We start from the raw sequence: 17,170 nt of genomic DNA, 5'->3' as shown, positions 1-17,170 counted from the left end.
CCACCGGCGGTGCGCATGCCAGGGATCGAGGAGGTCGCACGCGCGACCGGCGTCTCGACGGCCACCGTGTCGCGCGCGCTGCGCGGACTGCCCAACGTCTCGGACAAGACGCGGGCGGCCGTGCGGCGCGCCGCGGACGAGCTCGGCTACGTCGCCTCGTCGAGCGCGTCCGGCCTGGCGAGCGGCCGCACGCTGGCCCTCGGGGTGGTGGTGCCGTCGGTGAGCCGGTGGTTCTACACCCAGGTGCTGGAGGGCGTGGATGCGGAGCTGCGCGCGGCGAGCTACGACATGATCCTGTTCAACCTGGGCGGCCACCGCGGCGACCGGGAGCGGGTCTTCCACCGCAGCATCCTGCGCAAGCGCACCGACGCGCTCCTCGCGCTCTGCCTCGACTTCACGCCGGAGGAGCGTGAGCAGCTGGCCTCGGTCGGCCACCCGGCCATCGTGGTGGGCGGCCCGGTGATGGGGCTGCGCAGCGTCGGCATCGACGAGGAGGCGACGGCCAGGGCGGCGACGGAGCACCTCCTCTCGCTCGGTCACACCGACATCGCCCACCTCGGCGGCGAGGACGAGGAGGGCCTCAACAGCCAGGTGCCGATCGGCCGGCAGCGGGGCTTCGCGCAGGCGATGCGCGACGCGGGGCTGCCGGTGCGGCCCGAGTGGGTCATCCCGGGCGGCTTCTCCCTCCCCGCGGGGCGGGCCGCGATGAACCGGCTGCTCGACCGTCCGGGGCCGCGGCCGACCGCAATCTTCGCGGGGTCGGACGAGATGGCGTTCGGTGCGATCCTCGCGGCGGGCGACCACGGCCTCCGCGTGCCGGACGACCTCTCGGTGATCGGCATCGACGACCACGACCACGCGGCGTCGTTCGGGCTCACGACGATGGCGCAGAGCCCGTTCCAGCAGGGGGCGCAGGCCACGCGCATCCTGCTCGACGAGCTCGGCGGCGGCGAGCCGCTGGCCGGGTCGGTGCGGGCGACGGCGACGCTGGTGGTCCGCTCCTCGACCGCGCCTCCGCGCGCCGCGGAGCGGGGACCCTCCGCGACCTGACAGAATGGGTGTGCGCCCGCCTGGCCGAGCGCGCCTTTCGGGTAGGCGCGATCGTCGCCGGCGGACCGTCCGCGCGCACGACGTTCCTAGCGTCAGCGCGGGAAGAGCCGCCCCGACTAGGACGGGGCGGCTCTTCACATGTCCGGGCCCGGTGCTCGATTTGCGCCGAATCGCGGTTATGACGCGGCCAGAACCGCGATTTGGGCCAAATCTCGACGAGCGCGCGCGAGGGCGAGCGGGGGCGGGAGCGGGAGCGGGAGCGGGTCAGTCCGCGTCGGCGAGCGTCAGGAGCTCGGCCTCCTGCTCCACCGTCTCCTGCGGGGCGTCGACCCGGCGCAGGTGCTTGTGGCCGATGATCACGAGCGCCACGGCGATGAGCACCGATACGGCGCCGGCGTAGAACGGCATCGCCGGGCTGACCGCCTCGGCCAGGAGGCTCGCGGCGGGCGGGGCCACCGCGCCGCCGAGGAAGCGGACGCCGGAGTAGGCGCTCGACGCCACCGAGCGCGGCAGGTCGGTCGCCTCCATCACGCACTCCGTCAGCACGGTGTTCAGGATGCCGAGCAGCAGGCCGCCGACGATCACGCAGACGATCAGCGCGGCGAGGGAGGCGATGAAGAGCCCGGCGGCCAGCAGGTCGAGGGCGAGCAGCGGCATCACGATCCACAGCACGCGGGTGCGCGGGAGGCGGCCCGTGAGCAGCGGAGCGACCCACACCGAGGTGATCGCCAGCGCGACGCCCCAGCCGAAGAAGATCAGGCCGAGGGTGATCGCGTCCCCGACGCCCAGGTCGTTGAGCGCGAACGGTGTGTAGGCCAGCAGCACGAAGAAGCCGATGTTGTAGAACAGCGCGGCGGCGGCCAGGAAGCCCAGCGCCGGGCGGGCGAGCGCACGGAACGGCGCGGACAGCTTCGTCGGCGTCGGCTTCTCGGGGTTCTTCTTCAGCAGCACGACGATGGCGATGAAGCCGATGGCCATGAGGGTGGCCGTCCCGAAGAACGGGCCGCGCCAGCTCCAGCTGCCGAGCAGGCCGCCGAGCAGCGGGCCGATGGCGATGCCGAGACCGAGCGCGGCCTCGTAGAGGATGATCGCGGCGGACGTGCCGCCGGACGCCGCGCCGACGATCGTCGCGAGGGCGGTGGAGATGAAGAGCGCGTTGCCGAGGCCCCAGCCGGCGCGGAAGCCGATGATGCTCTCGACGCTGCCGGAGAGGCCGGCCGCGGCCGCGAACACGACGATGAGCGCGAGGCCGATGAGCAGCGTCTTCTTCGCGCCGATGCGGCTCGAGATCCAGCTGGTGAAGAACATCGCCAGGCCGGTGATGAGCAGGTAGCTCGTGAACAGCATCTCCGTCTCGGTCGGCGTCGCCTCCAGGCTGGCCGCGATGGCCGGGAGGATCGGGTCGACGAGGCCGATGCCCATGAAGGCGATGACGGACGCGAAGGCGACCGCCCAGACGGCGGTCGGCTGCTTGAGGATGTTGGCCGGTTTCTCGTGGGACATCGAGGGTGTTCTGCTCCTGTGGACGGTGTGGGTGGGTGAGGAAGGGCCCGGCGGACTCTGCGGGCTCAGCGGCCGGCGAGCGCAGCGGAGGCCGCGGTCGAGAGGTCGACGCGCGAGCCGATGAGCTCGACGGTGCTGCGCATCGCGGCCAGCTCGTCGTCGCTGAGGTCGGCGAACATCGGCACGAGCGCGGCGGACAGCTCGTCGCGCCAGCTCTGCAGCGCGTCGGCGCCCTTGGCGGTGATGGCGATCTGCCAGGCGCGCGCGTCGTCGGTGTCGGCGATCCGCTTCACCCATTCGGACTCGACGAGGTTGCGGACCAGCTTGGTCATGGTCGGCTGCGAGACGCGGCTGTGGGTGGCGAGCTCGCCGAGCCGCAGCGGGCCGGTGGTCTGCAGGACGCTGAGGGTGCGCCAGGTCGCCGGGGACTCGGTGCTTCCGGTCACGCGGGCGGCGAGCCGGGTGAGACGGTGGGCGGCGACCACCAGGTCGCCGAGAGTGTGACGCAGGTCGGTCATGCGGGCGTCGTCCGCGGGGAGGTTCTCGGGCATGCGAACCAGTTTATATAGCGCAGCTATGCAATTCAAGCGCGCGGTGGGGCGTTCGCACACGGCGAAGGCCGAGCGAGCGGCGCCAGTCGATTAGAGTGCAAGAACCGCAAAAGATATGTGAGATTGATATGGAAATCGTCGGACTGCTGCTGGGCGCAATTCTCATCGGGCTAGCGGCGCTGGGATGTTGGGTCGGAATCTTGCTCATTCGGACAGCCGTGGCCAATCTCCGGCACAGGGGGCGCCCGCGGCGACGCGACGAGCGAATTCGTGGGAGCGACGAACCCGCTCATGAGTGCGACGGACCCCACTCCTAGATCGCGCGCCGCCGCAGCCGGTTTCGGCGGGATGCCTTGGGGACCGAACCCTCTCTTCTTGCTCAGCAGTGGGGGTGTTCGCACACGGCGAAGGCCCGGGGTCTCCCCCGGGCCTCCTGTCGAACGACGGCGTCAGCCGGTCAGTCGATCGCCTTGTTGAAGCCGGTGACCGGCTGGTTCTCGTCGAACGCCGCCACCTTGCGGGTGAAGCCGCGCGTGATGAAGAGCAGGTACGCGAACCCGATCACGGCCCAGATCACGCCGCCGATCAGCGCGTCGGCGTGCAGATTGACCCACAGTATCCCGGTCAGGATCATGCCGATGCCCGGCAGCACGATGAAGCTGATGATGTCCTTCGGCGTGCGGCGGCGGCCCTTGCGGATCGCGAACCAGGCGATCACCGAGATGTTCACGAACGTGAAGGCGATCAGCGCGCCGAAGTTGATGAAGGCCGAGATCAGCTCCAGCGAGAACGCCATCGCCAGCAGCGACACCGCGCCGACCAGGATGATGTTGAAGGTCGGGGTCTGGGTCTTCGGGTTGATGTGGCCGAACACCCGCTTCGGCAGCACGTTGTTGCGGCCCATCACCAGCAGCATGCGGGCGACCGAGGCGTGCGACGCGAGGCCGGAGGCGACGGAGGCCGCGAAGCCGGCCGCCACCAGGATCGCCTGGAACACCGGGCCGCCGACCAGCAGGCCGATCTGCGGCAGCGGGTCGTCGGTGTACTCGCCGAACGGCTCGTTGGTCGGGAAGCGCAGCTGCGCGAAGTATCCCGCGATGAGGAAGATCGCACCGCCGATGAGCACGGTCAGCATGATCGCGCGCGGCATGACCCGCGGCGTCTTGGCCTCCTCGGCGTACATCGTCACCGCGTCGAAGCCGATGAACGAGAAGCACACCACCGTGGCGCCGGTCAGCACCGCCCCGAGCGTCACACCGTCGTGGATGAACGGCTTGAACGAGGCGACCGTGCCGTCGCCCTGGCCCTGCATGAGCTGCGCGAACACGATCACGACGAAGACGGCCATGACGGCGACCGCGAACACCAGCAGGATCATGTTGACGTTGGAGGTCCCGCGCATCGTGAAGTAGATGAGCGTGGTGGCGCCGGCGCAGTAGAGCACGACCCAGATCCAGCCAGGGACGGCCGGGAAGAGCTGCTCCAGGTAGAGCCGGATGATGAGCGCGTTCACCATCGGCAGCAGGATGTAGTCCAGCAGCGAGGTCCAGCCCACCATGAAGCCGAGGTTCGGGTGGATGGACTCGCGCACGTAGGTGTACGCCGAGCCCGCGCTCGGGATGGCGCCCGCCATCTTGCCGTAGCTCACGGCCGTGAACAGCATCACGATGAGCGCCATGAGGTACGCGGCCGGCACGACCCCGTTCGTCTCATCGGACACGATGCCGAACGTGTCGAACACCACCGTCGGTGTCATGTAGCCGAGGCCGAGGCCCACAATCGCCCACAGTCCGAGATTCCGCCGGAGCGTTACGCCCTTCGTGGCGCTGGCGGGCCTGGTCGTCGTCACTATCATCCCCCTCGGGGTCGGGACCGGTCCACGATGACCGGCCTTCCGTTTAAGAACAGTGTGCCGACTATATCCGAAGTCGAATCGCTTTTTTACCAAGGAAAACGCACCAGGCTGCGTGAACGGCTTCGGAAAGCGCCGTTCACGCAGCCCTGGACGGTTCGACGGGTCACTCCACCGGGAGCCATACCCGCATCGTCGACGGCCCCCGTTCGGCCCACGAGTGGTACGGGACCAGGGCGATGGCGGCCTCGTCCGCGGAGCCGTCCGCACGACCCTCCACGTCGCCGCCGTACGGCCACGGCTCGTCGTGCCGCGGTCGCCGCCGGACCTGCACCCGCACGTCGTCGCCCTCGAGCACCGGCGCGCGGGCCGGGTCCACCGCGACGTCGGCGACATCGTCCGCCAGCGCTCCGAGGTCGACCGACTCCAGCGCGTACACCACCGGCCCGCGCTCGACGGCGACGCTGCCGCGCACCGCGTCGATGCGCGGGTCCGGCCAGGTGAACCGCGGTGCGAGCGGCAGCTCCAGGGTCACGACGTCGCCCGCCAGGAAGCGGCGTCGCACGTGGGCGTACCCCGGCTCCGCAGCGGCGCTCTCGACCGCACGTCCTCCCGAGTCCACCCGCACGGAGGCGCCGCTCGCCCATGCGGGGACCCGCAGGGACAGCGTCCACTCGTCGGCGGAGTCGGCCAGCACCTCCACCTCGATCCTGCCGTCGAGCGGGTAGCCGGTGCGCACCTCCAGCTCGATCCGGCGATCCCCGTCGAGCGTCGTCGCGATGCGGGCGGGCGCGTACTGGTGGAGCTGGAGGCCGTCGGCCGACGCCGTCGCGAGGTACGCGTCGAGGCTGGCCAGGGTCCGCGCCACGTTGGGCGGGCAGCACGAGACGCCGAACCACGGCGCCCTGAGCGACGCCTCGGCGCGCGGAGAGGCGACGTCAGGGTCTGCGGGCGCACCGGGGCTGCGCCGGTGCAGCGTGTTCGCGTAGTAGAACGCGGTGCCCTCGTGCGACGGCGACGTGGCGACCACGTTGTAGAGGGTGCGCTCCACCAGGTCGGCGTACCGCGCCTCCCCCTCGGCCAGCAGCAGCCGCCAGCTGAACTGGACGGAGGCGATGCCCGCACAGGTCTCGGAGTACGCCCGGTCCGGCGGCAGCTCGAAGTCGTCGCCGAAGGCCTCGTCCTGGTGGTGCGAACCCTGGCCGCCGGTGATGTACGTCCGCCGGGCGACGGTGTTCTCCCACTGCCGGCGCAGCGCCGCCTGCAGGCCGCGGTCGGCCGTCTCGGCGGCGACGTCGGCGGCGCCGGAGGCGAGGTAGTTGGCCCGCACGGCATGGCCGCGCAGCACGTCCGCCTCCCGCACCGGGATGTCGTCCTGGTAGTACGCCCTCCCCCACTCGATGTCGCGCAGCACGCCGGAGCCGCGGCGCTCGACGAACAGCCGCGCCTGCTCCAGGTACCGCGCGTCGCCGGTGACGCGGCCCAGCTCGACCAGCGCGGTCTCGACCTCGGGGTGCCCGCAGACCGAGCGGATCCCGTCCTCGCCGAAGGTGGCGCAGATCAGGTCGGCGAGCCGCACGGCGATGCCGAGCAGGCCGTCGTCGGCTCCCGGCCTGGTGCGCTCGCGCGCGACCGCCGCCTGGAAGAGGTGACCGGCGCAGTAGAGCTCGTGGCCCCACTCCAGCTCGGTCCAGCGCGGCGGCTGACCCGGACGGCCGAAGGCGGTGTCGAGGTAGCCGTCCGGCTCCTGAGCCGCCGCCACCCGTGCGACGACCGCGCGGAAGCGGGCCTCGAGGCCGGCGTCGGCGTTGCGGCCCAGCTCCCAGGCGACGGCCTCCAGGTACTTGTAGACCTCGGAATCCGAGAACTCGCGCCCCCGTCTGCCCTCCGGCAGCGTCCCGGCGGCGGCGAGGTCGAAGTTCGGCAACCAGCCCTCGCGCTCCAGCCAGTGCTCGATGTGCGGGAGGGTGGCCTCCGCGTTCACCCGCTGGCGTTCGCCCCAGAAGCCGCCGGTGATGGCGACTTCGCCGAGGCCGAGCGGGCGCAGCAGGGTGCTGGTCGGGACGGCGGGGGCGACGGCGCGGCGCAGGCCGGGCGCGACGGCGCCCGCGCGGTCGGTGTCGGTGATCGTCATGGTCATCCTTTGAAAGCGCCGGACATGAAGCCGCGGACGTAGTGACGTTGGAGGAGCAGGAAGAGCAGGATGCACGGCACGGCGAGCACGACGACGCCGGCCTCGGTGGCGCCGTAATCGACGACGCCCTGCACCTGACCGCGGAGGTTCGAGATCGCGAGCGGCAACGTCATCCTGTTGGAGTCGTTGATGAGGATGAGCGGCGCGATGAAGTCGTTCCACGCCGCAAGGAAGGCGAACAGCCCGACCGTGATCAGCCCCGGCTTGACCGCGGGCAGCAGCACGCGGCGCAGCGCGCCGAAGCTGGAGCAGCCGTCGACCAGCGCGGCCTCGTCGAGCTCGCGCGGGATCGCCTCGAACGAGATCCGCATCATGAACGTCGCGAACGGCAGCTGGAACATGGTCAGCACCAGCGCCACCCCGACCAGCGAGTTCGACAGCCCCACGAGGTTCAGCAGGACGTAGAGCGGTATCAGGAGGGTCGCGTACGGGACCATCAGGATCGCCAGCGTGGTCATGAACAGCACGTTCTTGCCCGGGAACCGGAACCGCGCGAAGGCGTACCCGCCCAGCGTCGACACCACGAGCGTGAGGAGCACCGTCAGCAGCGAGACGAACAGCGAGTTGCCGAGGTACACCCAGACACCCGCCTGGTACTGCGCGAGGGTCGCGTAGTTGCCGAGTCCCCAGCCGCTCGTCTGGTTGGTGCCGGCGCGCGGCGCGATCGACGAGACGGCCGTCCAGATCAGCGGGTACAGGAAGATGAGCGCGAGCCCGCCGGTCAGCACCCAGTAGGGGGTGCGCACGGCGATGCCCATCAGCCGCGTGCGCTGCGGCCGGCGGTCGCCGCGTCGCTCGGCGGCGGGAGGCGCCTCCCGCCTGGTGCGCGTGGTCAGCACGTCCGCGGTCATACGGCGTCCTCCTTCTGGCCGAACGCGCGGATCTGCGCGATGTTGATGATCACCAGGGCGATGAGCACGATGACGGAGAGCGCACCGGCGACGCCGAGGTTGTTCGGGCCCTGGAAGGCGACGCTGTAGATCAGCTGCACGACCGTGATCGTGCTGTTGTCAGGGCCGCCCTTGGTCAGGATGTAGAACTGCTCGAACGCCAGCAGCGACCCCGTCACGCACATCACCGTGGTGAGCGCGAGCGTCGGGCGCAGCAGCGGCAGCGTCACGCTCCGGAACGTCTGCCACCTCCCGGCGCCGTCGATCCTGGCCGCCTCGTACACCTCGTCGGGGATGCCCTGGAGGCCCACCAGCATCAGCAGCATGTAGAAGCCGGCGTACCTCCAGACGATCAGGAACACCGTCGACCAGAGCGCCCCGGCGGGGGTGCCGAGGAACGTGAAGCCCCACGCCTTCATCAGGTCCGCGAACGGGCCCGCGATCGGCGAGTAGAGCACGTAGAAGAGCAGGGAGGCGGAGGCCAGCCCCAGCGCGCTCGGGATGAGGATCGCGGTCCGCAGGAACCCCTTCCACCGCGTCGACTCCTGCACGAGCAGCGCGAGCCCGAGGGCCAGCGCCAGCAGGATCACCGTCGTGATGACGGTGTAGAGCACCGTGAACGCGATGGAGTCCGCGAAGAACCGGTTGTTCACGGCGTCGACGTAGTTGTCCGGGAGGTTCCAGCCCTGGTTCCCCCCGAGCAGCGGCCAGTCGGACCCCGACATCTGCAGCACCAGCAGCAGCGGGAGGAGGAACAGCAGGAGGACGAAGAGGGTGGCGGGGGCGGCGTACAGCCACCCCCCCCACCTCTCCGACGAGGGGCGTCGTCTGCTCAGCCGGCGGGCGGCCGGTGCGCGAAGTGTGGTGGTCACTGCGATAGCACCGCCGTGATCTCCTTGTTGTCCGCGTCGACCGACTTCCCGTCGCTGAGCACGGCGTCGCGGACGAGCGTGAGCCAGGGGCTGCTCGGAGCGTTGAACGCCTGCTGGAAGTTGAGCGAGAACGGCGTCTCGCCCTTGCCGGCGACCTCGTTGATCGTGACGAGCCGCGGATCCTTCTCGGAGTACTCGTTCTTCGCCAGGTCGGAGCGCGAGACCACGTCGTTGTCCTTGGCGAGGACCCCGACCCGCGCGTCCTCCGACATCATCCAGTTGAGGAAGTTCCAGGCCTGAGCAGCCTTCTTCGAGTCCTTCGAGATGCCGATACCGTCGCCGCCCACGAAGGTGGAGGCTCCGCCCTTCGGCCCGGGGATGCCGGAGACGCCCACGTCGAACGGCGTCGACGAGAGCAGGGTGGCCGGGTAGAACATCAGGCCGACCTTCCCCTCGGTGAAGCCGGCGGTCCAGGTGGGACCGGCCTCGTCCTTCGAGGACGGGAGGACGGCGCCCGAGTCCCAGAGGTCCTTCCAGGTGCTGTAGACCTTCTTGGAGGTGTCGCTGTCGAGGAGGGACGTCGTGCCGTCCTCGTTCATCACCTGCTGGCCGTCGGCCCACATCGTCGGGAACCAGGTGAAGACCAGGCAGCCGCCGCAGTTGAGGCCGGTGGCCGTGCCGTAGGTGTCCGGCTTGTTCAGCGCCTGGATCTTCTTGGCCGCCGCGGCGAACTCCTCGAGGTTCGCCGGCGCCTTGTCGGGGTCGAGCCCGGCCTCGGTGAAGAGCTCCTTGTTCCAGAACAGCATCGACAGGTCGAGGACGAACGGGAGCACGTGCTCCTTGCCGTCGGCGGTGCCGGCCTTGAGGTGGCCCTGGTTGATCGCGTCCTTGTAGTCGAGGCCGTCGATCTGCGCGCTGATGTCCTGGAAGAGGCCCTGCTTCACCCAGTTCGGCACGTAGACGATGTCGGCCGCGAACAGATCCGGGAGGCCGCCGGACCCGGCCGCAGCGCCCACCTTGGCGACGTAGTCGTCGTTCGGCACGACGGTGAGGTCGACCTGGTTCTTGTGGCTCTTGTTGTAGGCCTCGACCAGGAGCTTGGCCTGCTTCTCCAGCGGCGCCCTGGTCCAGAGCGTGAGCTTCGAGCCGTCGTCGGTCCCCGCCTTGGGGATGTCGCCACCCGACGACCCTGAGCCGTTGCCTCCGGAGCAGGCGGCGAGCGTGATCGCGAGCGCCGCCGCGACGACCGTCGCCGCGATGCGCCTGCTGCGGCGTGTGAACATGTTCATTGCATCTCCTCGTCACTGAGTGGGACACGTGCTGGTGACCTTCGGCTTGAAAAAACCGAAAAGGCTTTCGGCCAGTAAAGCGGCTCGCTTATCCGCTTGTCAATGAGAAATTCTGTGCTAGGTTTTCGGCATCTCCGAAAAGAGGTGGGCATGAAACGCACAGGGGCGGCCGCCAAAGCGGCCACGCTCGGCGATGTGGCGAGCAGGGCCGGCGTCTCCCTGGCCACGGCCTCCAAGGCCATCAACGGCCGCGACCAGGTCGCGCCGCGCACGAGGGCGCGGGTGATCGCCGCCGCCGAGGAGCTGGGCTTCACGCCGAACGCGCTGGCCCAGAGCCTCACCGCCGGCCGTACGGGCACCGTCGGACTGCTCACGAGCGACCTCGAAGGCCGCTTCGTCATCCCGATCCTGATGGGAGCCGAAGACGCGTTCGGCGCCGGCCAGGTCAACGTGTTCCTGTGCGACGCCCGCGGGGACGCGATCCGCGAGCAGCACCACATCCGCGCCCTGCTCAACCGCCGGGTCGACGGGATCATCGTGGTCGGCAGGCAGACCGACCCCCGACCATCGCTCGGTCACGAGCTCCCCGTGCCCGTCGTGTACGCGTACTCCCCCTCCGACGACCCGACCGACCACTCCCTCACCCCGGACAACCGGATCGGCGGCCGGATGGCGGTCGAGCACCTGATCGCGTGCGGACGCTCCCGCATCGCCCACATCAGCGGCGACCCGTCGTACGCGGCCGCGCAAGACCGCGACCGCGGGTTCCACGACGCCATGCGCGACGCCGGTCTGGAGCAGGTCGGCCACACCATGTTCTCCGCGTGGACGGAGGTCTGGGGGCGCGACGCCGCGTCGATGCTGCTGCGCAGCCACCCCGAGATCGACGGCATCGTCTGCGGCTCCGACCAGATCGCCCGCGGCGTGCTCGACACCCTGCGCGATCTCGGGAGGTCGGTGCCCGGCGACGTGGCCGTGATCGGCTACGACAACTGGGAGGTGCTGGCCACCAACTCCCGCCCCGAGCTGACCAGCATCGACAACAACCTGGAGGAGCTCGGCCGGCTGGCCGCTCGCCGGCTCTTCGACGCGATCGCCGGGCGCGCGCCAGCACCCGGCACCGAGTATCTGCCGGTGAAGCTCACGATCCGCGGGTCGACCATCCCGCACCAGTGACGCAGGCGACGACGCCCGAACGACGACGGACCGGCGCCGCCCGCGGGCGACGCCGGTCCGGCGTGTTCACTGATTACCGCAGGTACCGGTCGTAGAGGAGGGTCCTGCGGCACAGATCCGGCGGGTGCGAACCGCTGTCGCGGTCGTCCCCGTGGAGCAGCGCGGAGGCGAATCCGCGCAGGTGAGCGGCGTAGGCACGCCACTGGCTGGTGTTCATGGTGATTCTCTTTCGGTGATGCGTCCTTGCACACCGATCCACGCGGGCAGGCGTGATCGGACGCGGGTGGGTGAGCACCCGCGCACCGGAACCGCGCCCCCGCCCGCGTCCGCGAATCACGCGTTAACGCACGGAGGGCGCCGCCCCGTCATGGGGGCGACGCCCTCCACAACGCGGACACTCTCTTACGGGAGGAGTCCGCGTCATGCTGCGCTCAGCGAGCGCTGCGGCCGATCAGCCTTTCGGTAATGCGCCCCGATCCCGGGGCGGGCATCACTTCAGGGTGACGGTGGCGCCAGCCTCTTCGAGCTGGGCCTTGGCCTTGTCAGCGGTCTCCTTGTTGGCACCCTCGAGCACGGTGCTCGGAGCGCCGTCAACGAGGGCCTTCGCCTCACCGAGGCCGAGGCTGGTGAGGGCGCGCACCTCCTTGATGACCTGGATCTTCTTGTCACCGGCGGCCTCGAGGACGACGTCGAAGGAGTCCTTCTCCTCGACCTCTTCGGCAGCGGCGCCCGCACCACCGGCGGCCGGAGCGGCCACGGCGACGGGGGCGGCGGCGGTGACCTCGAAGGTCTCCTCGAACTTCTTCACGAACTCGCTGAGCTCGATGAGCGTGAGCTCCTTGAACGCGTCGAGCAGCTCCTCAGTCGAAAGCTTTGCCATTGTTCTCTCCTTAGTGTGTGTGGTTACTCACCGCTGGCCTGGTCCGTACGGACTCAGGCAGCGGACTCCTGCTTCTCACGCAGCGCGTCGACCGTGCGAACGGCCTTCGAGAGCGGTGCGTTGAACAGATATGCGGCTCCGAACAGCGAGGCCTTGAAGGCGCCGGCCAGCTTGGCCAGCAGAACCTCACGGGACTCGAGGTCGGCGAGCTTGCCTACCTCTTCTGCGGTCAGCGGGTTACCGTCGAAGTAACCGCCCTTGACCACCAGCAGAGGGTTTGCCTTGGCGAAGTCACGCAGCGACTTCGCGACGGCGACAGGGTCACCGTGCACGAAGGCGATCGCGGACGGGCCAACGAGCTCCTCGTCGAACGACGAGATGCCCTTGTTGTTGGCCGCGATCTTGGTCAGCGTGTTCTTCACCACGGCGTAGGTCGCGTGCTCACTGATGGACTTGCGCAGCGTCTTGAGCTGAGCAACAGTGAGACCGCGGTACTCGGTCAGCAGAACGGCGGTCGAGCTCTCGAACAGTCCCTCGAGCTCGGCGACCGTGGCTTCCTTGTTCGCCATGGCCTACTCCTCAATCTTCTTCGTCGCACACCGCGGGAGCGATGTGCGCACCTCGACCGCTGGCAAAGAAAAAAGCTCCGGCGCAGGGCACGGAGCTGGCGACGCAGTGAGACTGCGAGACTGACTTCATACACCTGCGCGGGCCTCCACCTGAGTGGAACTTCGGACGTGCGAACACGTCGACCAGCGGTCTTCGGCTCCGGGTAGCTTACGCGACCGGTTCCGGCTGACGCAAATCGGCGGCCTCCTGCGGCGCCAGCGGCAGCGTCACCGTGAACACGGTGTCCCCCGGGACGCTCTGCACCGAGACCTCGCCGCCGTGCGCCTCGACGACGGCCCGCACGATGGCCAGCCCGAGCCCGGTGGATCCGGTGGCGCGGTTGCGTGAGGTGTCGCCGCGGGCGAAGCGCTCGAAGAGGGTCTGCTGCAGCTCCTCCGGGATGCCGGGGCCGGTGTCGGCGACGGTCACCACCGCGCGGTGCGCCGCGTCGTCGACCGCCAGGCCCACGGTGACCGCGGTGCCCTCCGGGGTGTGGACACGTGCGTTCGCGAGCAGGTTGACGACCACCTGGTGGAGGCGGGGGGCGTCGCCGAGCACCTCCACCGGCTCGTCGGGCAGCTCGATCCGCCACTCGTGCCCGGGGCCGGCGGCGTGGGCGTCGCTGACCGCGTCGATGAGCAGCAGCGAGAGGTCGACGGGATCGTGGTCCAGCTCGCGGCCCTCGTCGAGGCGCGCGAGCAGCAGGAGGTCCTCCACGAGGGAGGTCATGCGGGTCGCCTCGGACTCGATCCGGCCGATGGAGTGCGTGACGTCTTTCGGGAGCTCGTGCGGCGCCCGGCGGGTGAGCTCCGCGTAGCCGCGGATGGAGGCGAGCGGCGTCCGCAGCTCGTGGCTCGCGTCGGCGACGAACTGCCGCACCTTCTGCTCGCTGGCCTGGCGCGCCGTGAGCGCGGAGGCCACGTGGCCGAGCAGGTTGTTGAGCGCGGAGCCCACCTTGCCGACCTCGGTGTGCGGGTCGGTGTCCTCCTCCGGGACGCGCACCGCCAGGGCGACGTCGCCGCGGTCGAGCGGCATCGCTGCCACCTGCTCGGCCGTTCCCGCCACCCGCTCCAGCGGCCGCATCGCCAGCCGCACGATGAAGCTCGCGATCAGGAACGCGAAGATGAGCCCCGAGAGCGTGACCAGCAGGATGACCAGCGCGAGCCTCCCGACGGTCGCGTTCACATCGCTCAGCGGCAGGCCGATGATCACGCTGTCGCCGTTGTCGAGCTGCGCCGCCGCCACCCGGTACGAGCCGAGCGCCGAGCCGAGGTCGACCGTGCGCGGCTGCCCGTCGGAGGGCACCTTCAGCAGCGGCAGCGTGTCGATCGGCACCTGCTCCGGCTGGAGCGGCTGGTTCGGCGCGCTTGTCCGGTCGGCGAGGATCACGGGCGGGAACAGCAGGCCGCCGTTCTCGCTCCGGACGGCGCCGAGCGTCCCGGTCTGCTGACCGGGTGTCGCGACAACGCCGGCGGCGTCCGGGATGGTCGGCCCGCCGCCGTTGATGCGATCGGCCGCGTGCTCGCCGCGCTGCAGCGCCGACGTGAGCTGGCCGTCGAGCCGCTGCATGAGGTAGCCCTGCAGCGCGAAGACGCTGACGGTCCCGATGATCGTGCCGAGCACGGCGAGCATCGCGACGACGACGAGGACGACGCGGCTGCGGAGGGTCCAGGAGCGGAAGTGCCGGAACCGGTCGAACTGCTCGCGGAACCCGCCCGCGCGGGTCACGCCCGCCGGGCGGGTGGTGGTCACTGTGCTGCCCCGGTCACTGTGCCGCCTCGATCACTGGGCCGCCTTCACCATGTACCCGGCGCCGCGGACGGTGTGGATCATCGGGGCGCGGCCGGCATCGATCTTCTTGCGCAGATAAGAGATGTAGAGCTCGACCACGCTGGACGAGCCGCCGAAGTCGTAGCTCCACACCCGGTCGAGGATCTGCGCCTTGCTGAGCACGCGGCGCGGGTTGCGCATCAGGAAGCGCAGCAGCTCGAACTCGGTCGCGGTGAGCTGGATCAGCTCCCCGTCGCGGTGCACCTCGTAGCTGTCCTCGTCCAGCACCAGGTCGCCGACGATGAGCACGGGGTCGTCCTGGTCGGCGACAGCGGCCCGCGACCGGCGGAGCAGCCCGCGGAGGCGCGCGACCAGCTCCTCCAGGCTGAACGGCTTGGTGACGTAGTCGTCGCCGCCGGCGGTGAGACCGGCGATGCGGTCGTCGAGCGAGTCCTTCGCGGTGAGGAAGAGGACGGGCGCCTCGTTGCCGTCGGCCCGCATCCGCGACAGCACCTGGAGGCCGTCGATGTCGGGGAGCATGATGTCGAGCACGATCACGTCGGGCTTGAACTCGCGCGACAGCTGCAGCGCCTGCTGGCCGTTCGAAGCCGTGCGCACCTCCCAGTCCTCGTAGTGCAGCGCCATCGCCAGCAGGTCGGTAAGCGTCGACTCGTCGTCGACGACGAGCACGCGGATGGAGCTGCCGTCGGCGCGACGGAGGAGGACTCGGGGCTGGGTGGAGGCGCTGGTGGCGGCGCGAGCGTTCATGGTCACCTTTCCCATTATGAGGAGCCCGATTGACGCCGACTATGCGAAACCTATGGACCGTCTGTGAGCCTTCCGGGGCGGTCGGTCGAGGGGGACGGAAACCCGTCACAGCAGACCCATAGCCCGGCCACAGTGCCCCGAAAAGCGGCCTCTCTAGCGTCCGGAACGAACTCATCCGACCCACGACAGCAAGAGATGGAAGCACATGTTCGGGACCTATCTGAGGCGTGAACTGCAGGGCCGCCGCAAGCAGACGGTGATCGTCGCGATCGGCATGGCCCTCGCGATCGCACTGGTGATCATTGTGAACGCGGTGTCCGCCGGCGTGAAGGAGGCGCAGGCCAGCGTCCTCCAATCCGTGTACGGCGTCGGGACGGACATCACCGTCTCGATGCCGGCGACCGCGGGCAGCGGCACCCCGCAGGCCGGCGGCGGCCGGTTCGACTTCGGCGCCGGCGAGGGGACGGACACCGGCAGCGGCCGCGCCGTCGACACGTCGCGGCTGGAGCCGGAACGGGGCACGACGGTGATGGACGCCTCCACGCTGACGACCGCGAAGAAGGTGGACGACGTCTCGGCAGCGGCCGGCGTGCTCGCCCTCAACAACACGAGCTTCAGCGGGACGCTGCCCGACTTCCAGCAGATGCGGTCGCAGGGCGGCCAGACCGGGGAGCAGTCCGGCGAGCAGTCCGGCGGCGCGGTTCCGCAGCCGGCGCCGACGGGCGGCGCTGACGGTGCGGGCGGGAGCTCGTTCAACGTCGACTCCTTCTCGGTCCTCGGCCTCGACCCGGCCGGCGCGTCGGTCGGCCCGCTCGCGTCCGTCACGCTGACCGACGGCCGCACGTTCACCAAGGCCGACGTCGGCAAGGACGTGGTGGTGCTCGACGCGAGCTACGCGAAGTCGGCGAGCAAGGCCGTCGGCGACACGGTCACGATCGGCGGCACCGCGTTCACCGTGATCGGCATCGTCAGCGCCAGCGGGTCGGACGCGACCACCGCCTCCAACGCCTACATCCCGCTGGACGTCGCCCAGAAGCTGTCCGGGCAGACGGACAAGATCTCGTCGATCTACATCACCGCCGCCTCCTCCGGCGACATCGCACAGGTCAAGACGGACTTGTCGAAGGCCATCTCGGGCGCGACCGTCAGCACGCAGGCCGACCTGGCCTCCAGCGTCTCCGGCTCGCTCGGCAGCGCCGGCTCGCTCATCGCCAGCCTCGGCACGTGGCTCTCGGTGATCGTGCTCGCCGCCGCGTTCCTCATCGCGATCCTCTTCACCATCTCCGGCGTCACCCGCCGCACCCGCGAGTTCGGCACCCTCAAGGCCATCGGCTGGTCGAACCGGCGGATCGTCGGGCAGGTCGCCGGGGAGTCCGTCGTGCAGGGCGTCATCGGCGGCGTCGTGGGCGTCGCGGTGGGCCTCCTCGGCATCCTGATCGTCAACCTGGTGTCGCCCACGCTGACCGGCAGCGTCAGCTCCGGCTCCGCGCGTGCCACGGGTGCAGGAGGCGCGGCCGGTGCCGCGGCGAACGGCTCGGTCCCGACGAACGCGCCGGGCGGCGGGTTCGCCGGCGGATTCGCTGCGGCACGGCAGGCCGCCGCGTCGACCACCGATGTCGTGCTGCACGCGCCCGTGACTCTCTGGATCATCGTCGGCGCCGTCGCCCTCGCCGTGCTCGGCGGGCTGATCGCCGGAGCCATCGGCGGCTGGCGCGCCTCGCGGCTGCGCCCCGCCGCCGCCCTGCGATCGGTCGCCTGACGCGGCG

At 70.1% G+C, this 17,170-nt stretch carries 15 protein-coding genes; 3 read left to right on the top strand and 12 right to left on the bottom strand.

Translation table 11 applies throughout. From position 1 onward, the window contains the following. Nucleotides 1–15 precede the first annotated feature (15 nt). Nucleotides 16–1,050: a LacI family DNA-binding transcriptional regulator gene (locus ACR9ZG_RS03205; RefSeq protein ID WP_481283374.1), complete on the top strand. Its 1,035-nt coding sequence runs from the start codon at nt 16–18 to the stop codon at nt 1,048–1,050. Between the two features lie 264 nt (nt 1,051–1,314). Here ACR9ZG_RS03205 and ACR9ZG_RS03200 read toward each other — a convergent pair whose 3' ends face one another. The 7 genes from ACR9ZG_RS03200 to ACR9ZG_RS03170 all read right to left on the bottom strand — a co-directional run bounded on the left by ACR9ZG_RS03200 (nt 1,315) and on the right by ACR9ZG_RS03170 (nt 10,201). Continuing rightward, the gene (locus ACR9ZG_RS03200) at nt 1,315–2,553 is read right to left on the bottom strand and encodes an MFS transporter (protein WP_481283373.1); all 1,239 of its coding nucleotides are present in this window, start codon (nt 2,551–2,553) and stop codon (nt 1,315–1,317) included. 65 nt (nt 2,554–2,618) lie between these two features. Further along, nucleotides 2,619–3,104, bottom strand: a complete 486-nt coding sequence (locus tag ACR9ZG_RS03195) for a MarR family winged helix-turn-helix transcriptional regulator (RefSeq protein ID WP_481283372.1) — start codon at nt 3,102–3,104, stop codon at nt 2,619–2,621. A 457-nt stretch (nt 3,105–3,561) separates the two neighbouring features. After that, the gene (locus tag ACR9ZG_RS03190) at nt 3,562–4,953 is read right to left on the bottom strand and encodes an APC family permease (protein ID WP_481283371.1); all 1,392 of its coding nucleotides are present in this window, start codon (nt 4,951–4,953) and stop codon (nt 3,562–3,564) included. A 169-nt stretch (nt 4,954–5,122) separates the two neighbouring features. Next, the gene (locus ACR9ZG_RS03185; protein WP_481283370.1) at nt 5,123–7,090 is read right to left on the bottom strand and encodes a glycoside hydrolase family 127 protein; all 1,968 of its coding nucleotides are present in this window, start codon (nt 7,088–7,090) and stop codon (nt 5,123–5,125) included. Between the two features lie 2 nt (nt 7,091–7,092). After that, nucleotides 7,093–8,001 (bottom strand): carbohydrate ABC transporter permease, encoded by a 909-nt coding sequence (locus ACR9ZG_RS03180; protein WP_481283369.1) that lies wholly within the window; start codon nt 7,999–8,001, stop codon nt 7,093–7,095. Next, nucleotides 7,998–8,912, bottom strand: coding sequence for a carbohydrate ABC transporter permease (locus ACR9ZG_RS03175; RefSeq protein ID WP_481283368.1), 915 nt, complete (start codon nt 8,910–8,912; stop codon nt 7,998–8,000). Before ACR9ZG_RS03175 ends, ACR9ZG_RS03180 begins: the two co-directional genes overlap by 4 nt. After that, nucleotides 8,909–10,201: an ABC transporter substrate-binding protein gene (locus ACR9ZG_RS03170; protein ID WP_481283367.1), complete on the bottom strand. Its 1,293-nt coding sequence runs from the start codon at nt 10,199–10,201 to the stop codon at nt 8,909–8,911. Before ACR9ZG_RS03170 ends, ACR9ZG_RS03175 begins: the two co-directional genes overlap by 4 nt. Before the next feature lie 150 nt (nt 10,202–10,351). Here ACR9ZG_RS03170 and ACR9ZG_RS03165 point away from each other — a divergent pair, with 150 nt between their 5' ends. Beyond that, nucleotides 10,352–11,377 (top strand): LacI family DNA-binding transcriptional regulator, encoded by a 1,026-nt coding sequence (locus ACR9ZG_RS03165; protein ID WP_481283366.1) that lies wholly within the window; start codon nt 10,352–10,354, stop codon nt 11,375–11,377. 73 nt (nt 11,378–11,450) lie between these two features. Here ACR9ZG_RS03165 and ACR9ZG_RS03160 read toward each other — a convergent pair whose 3' ends face one another. From ACR9ZG_RS03160 to ACR9ZG_RS03140, 5 genes are all read right to left on the bottom strand, one after another. Further along, nucleotides 11,451–11,594: a hypothetical protein gene (locus ACR9ZG_RS03160; protein ID WP_481283365.1), complete on the bottom strand. Its 144-nt coding sequence runs from the start codon at nt 11,592–11,594 to the stop codon at nt 11,451–11,453. A 273-nt stretch (nt 11,595–11,867) separates the two neighbouring features. Beyond that, nucleotides 11,868–12,257, bottom strand: a complete 390-nt coding sequence (gene rplL / locus ACR9ZG_RS03155; RefSeq protein ID WP_018189800.1) for a 50S ribosomal protein L7/L12 — start codon at nt 12,255–12,257, stop codon at nt 11,868–11,870. A gap of 53 nt (nt 12,258–12,310) precedes the next feature. After that, nucleotides 12,311–12,826 carry a 50S ribosomal protein L10 gene (gene rplJ, locus ACR9ZG_RS03150; protein WP_481283364.1) on the bottom strand — a complete coding sequence of 172 codons (516 nt, stop codon included), beginning with the start codon at nt 12,824–12,826 and terminating at the stop codon, nt 12,311–12,313. Between the two features lie 208 nt (nt 12,827–13,034). Then, nucleotides 13,035–14,618 (bottom strand): sensor histidine kinase, encoded by a 1,584-nt coding sequence (locus tag ACR9ZG_RS03145; RefSeq protein ID WP_481283363.1) that lies wholly within the window; start codon nt 14,616–14,618, stop codon nt 13,035–13,037. A gap of 30 nt (nt 14,619–14,648) precedes the next feature. Next, entirely contained in the window at nt 14,649–15,404 is a 756-nt protein-coding gene (locus ACR9ZG_RS03140) for a response regulator transcription factor (RefSeq protein WP_481283387.1), read from the bottom strand. 205 nt (nt 15,405–15,609) lie between these two features. On the opposite strand from ACR9ZG_RS03140, the gene ACR9ZG_RS03135 reads away from it, so the two are divergent. Then, a complete protein-coding gene (locus tag ACR9ZG_RS03135; protein WP_481283362.1) occupies nt 15,610–17,163 on the top strand; it encodes an ABC transporter permease in 1,554 nt (517 codons plus the stop codon). Nucleotides 17,164–17,170: the final 7 nt, after the last annotated feature.

The organism is Leifsonia sp. KNZ12-8B, from assembly GCF_056755495.1.
This window is presented reverse-complemented; position numbering and strand designations above follow the sequence as displayed.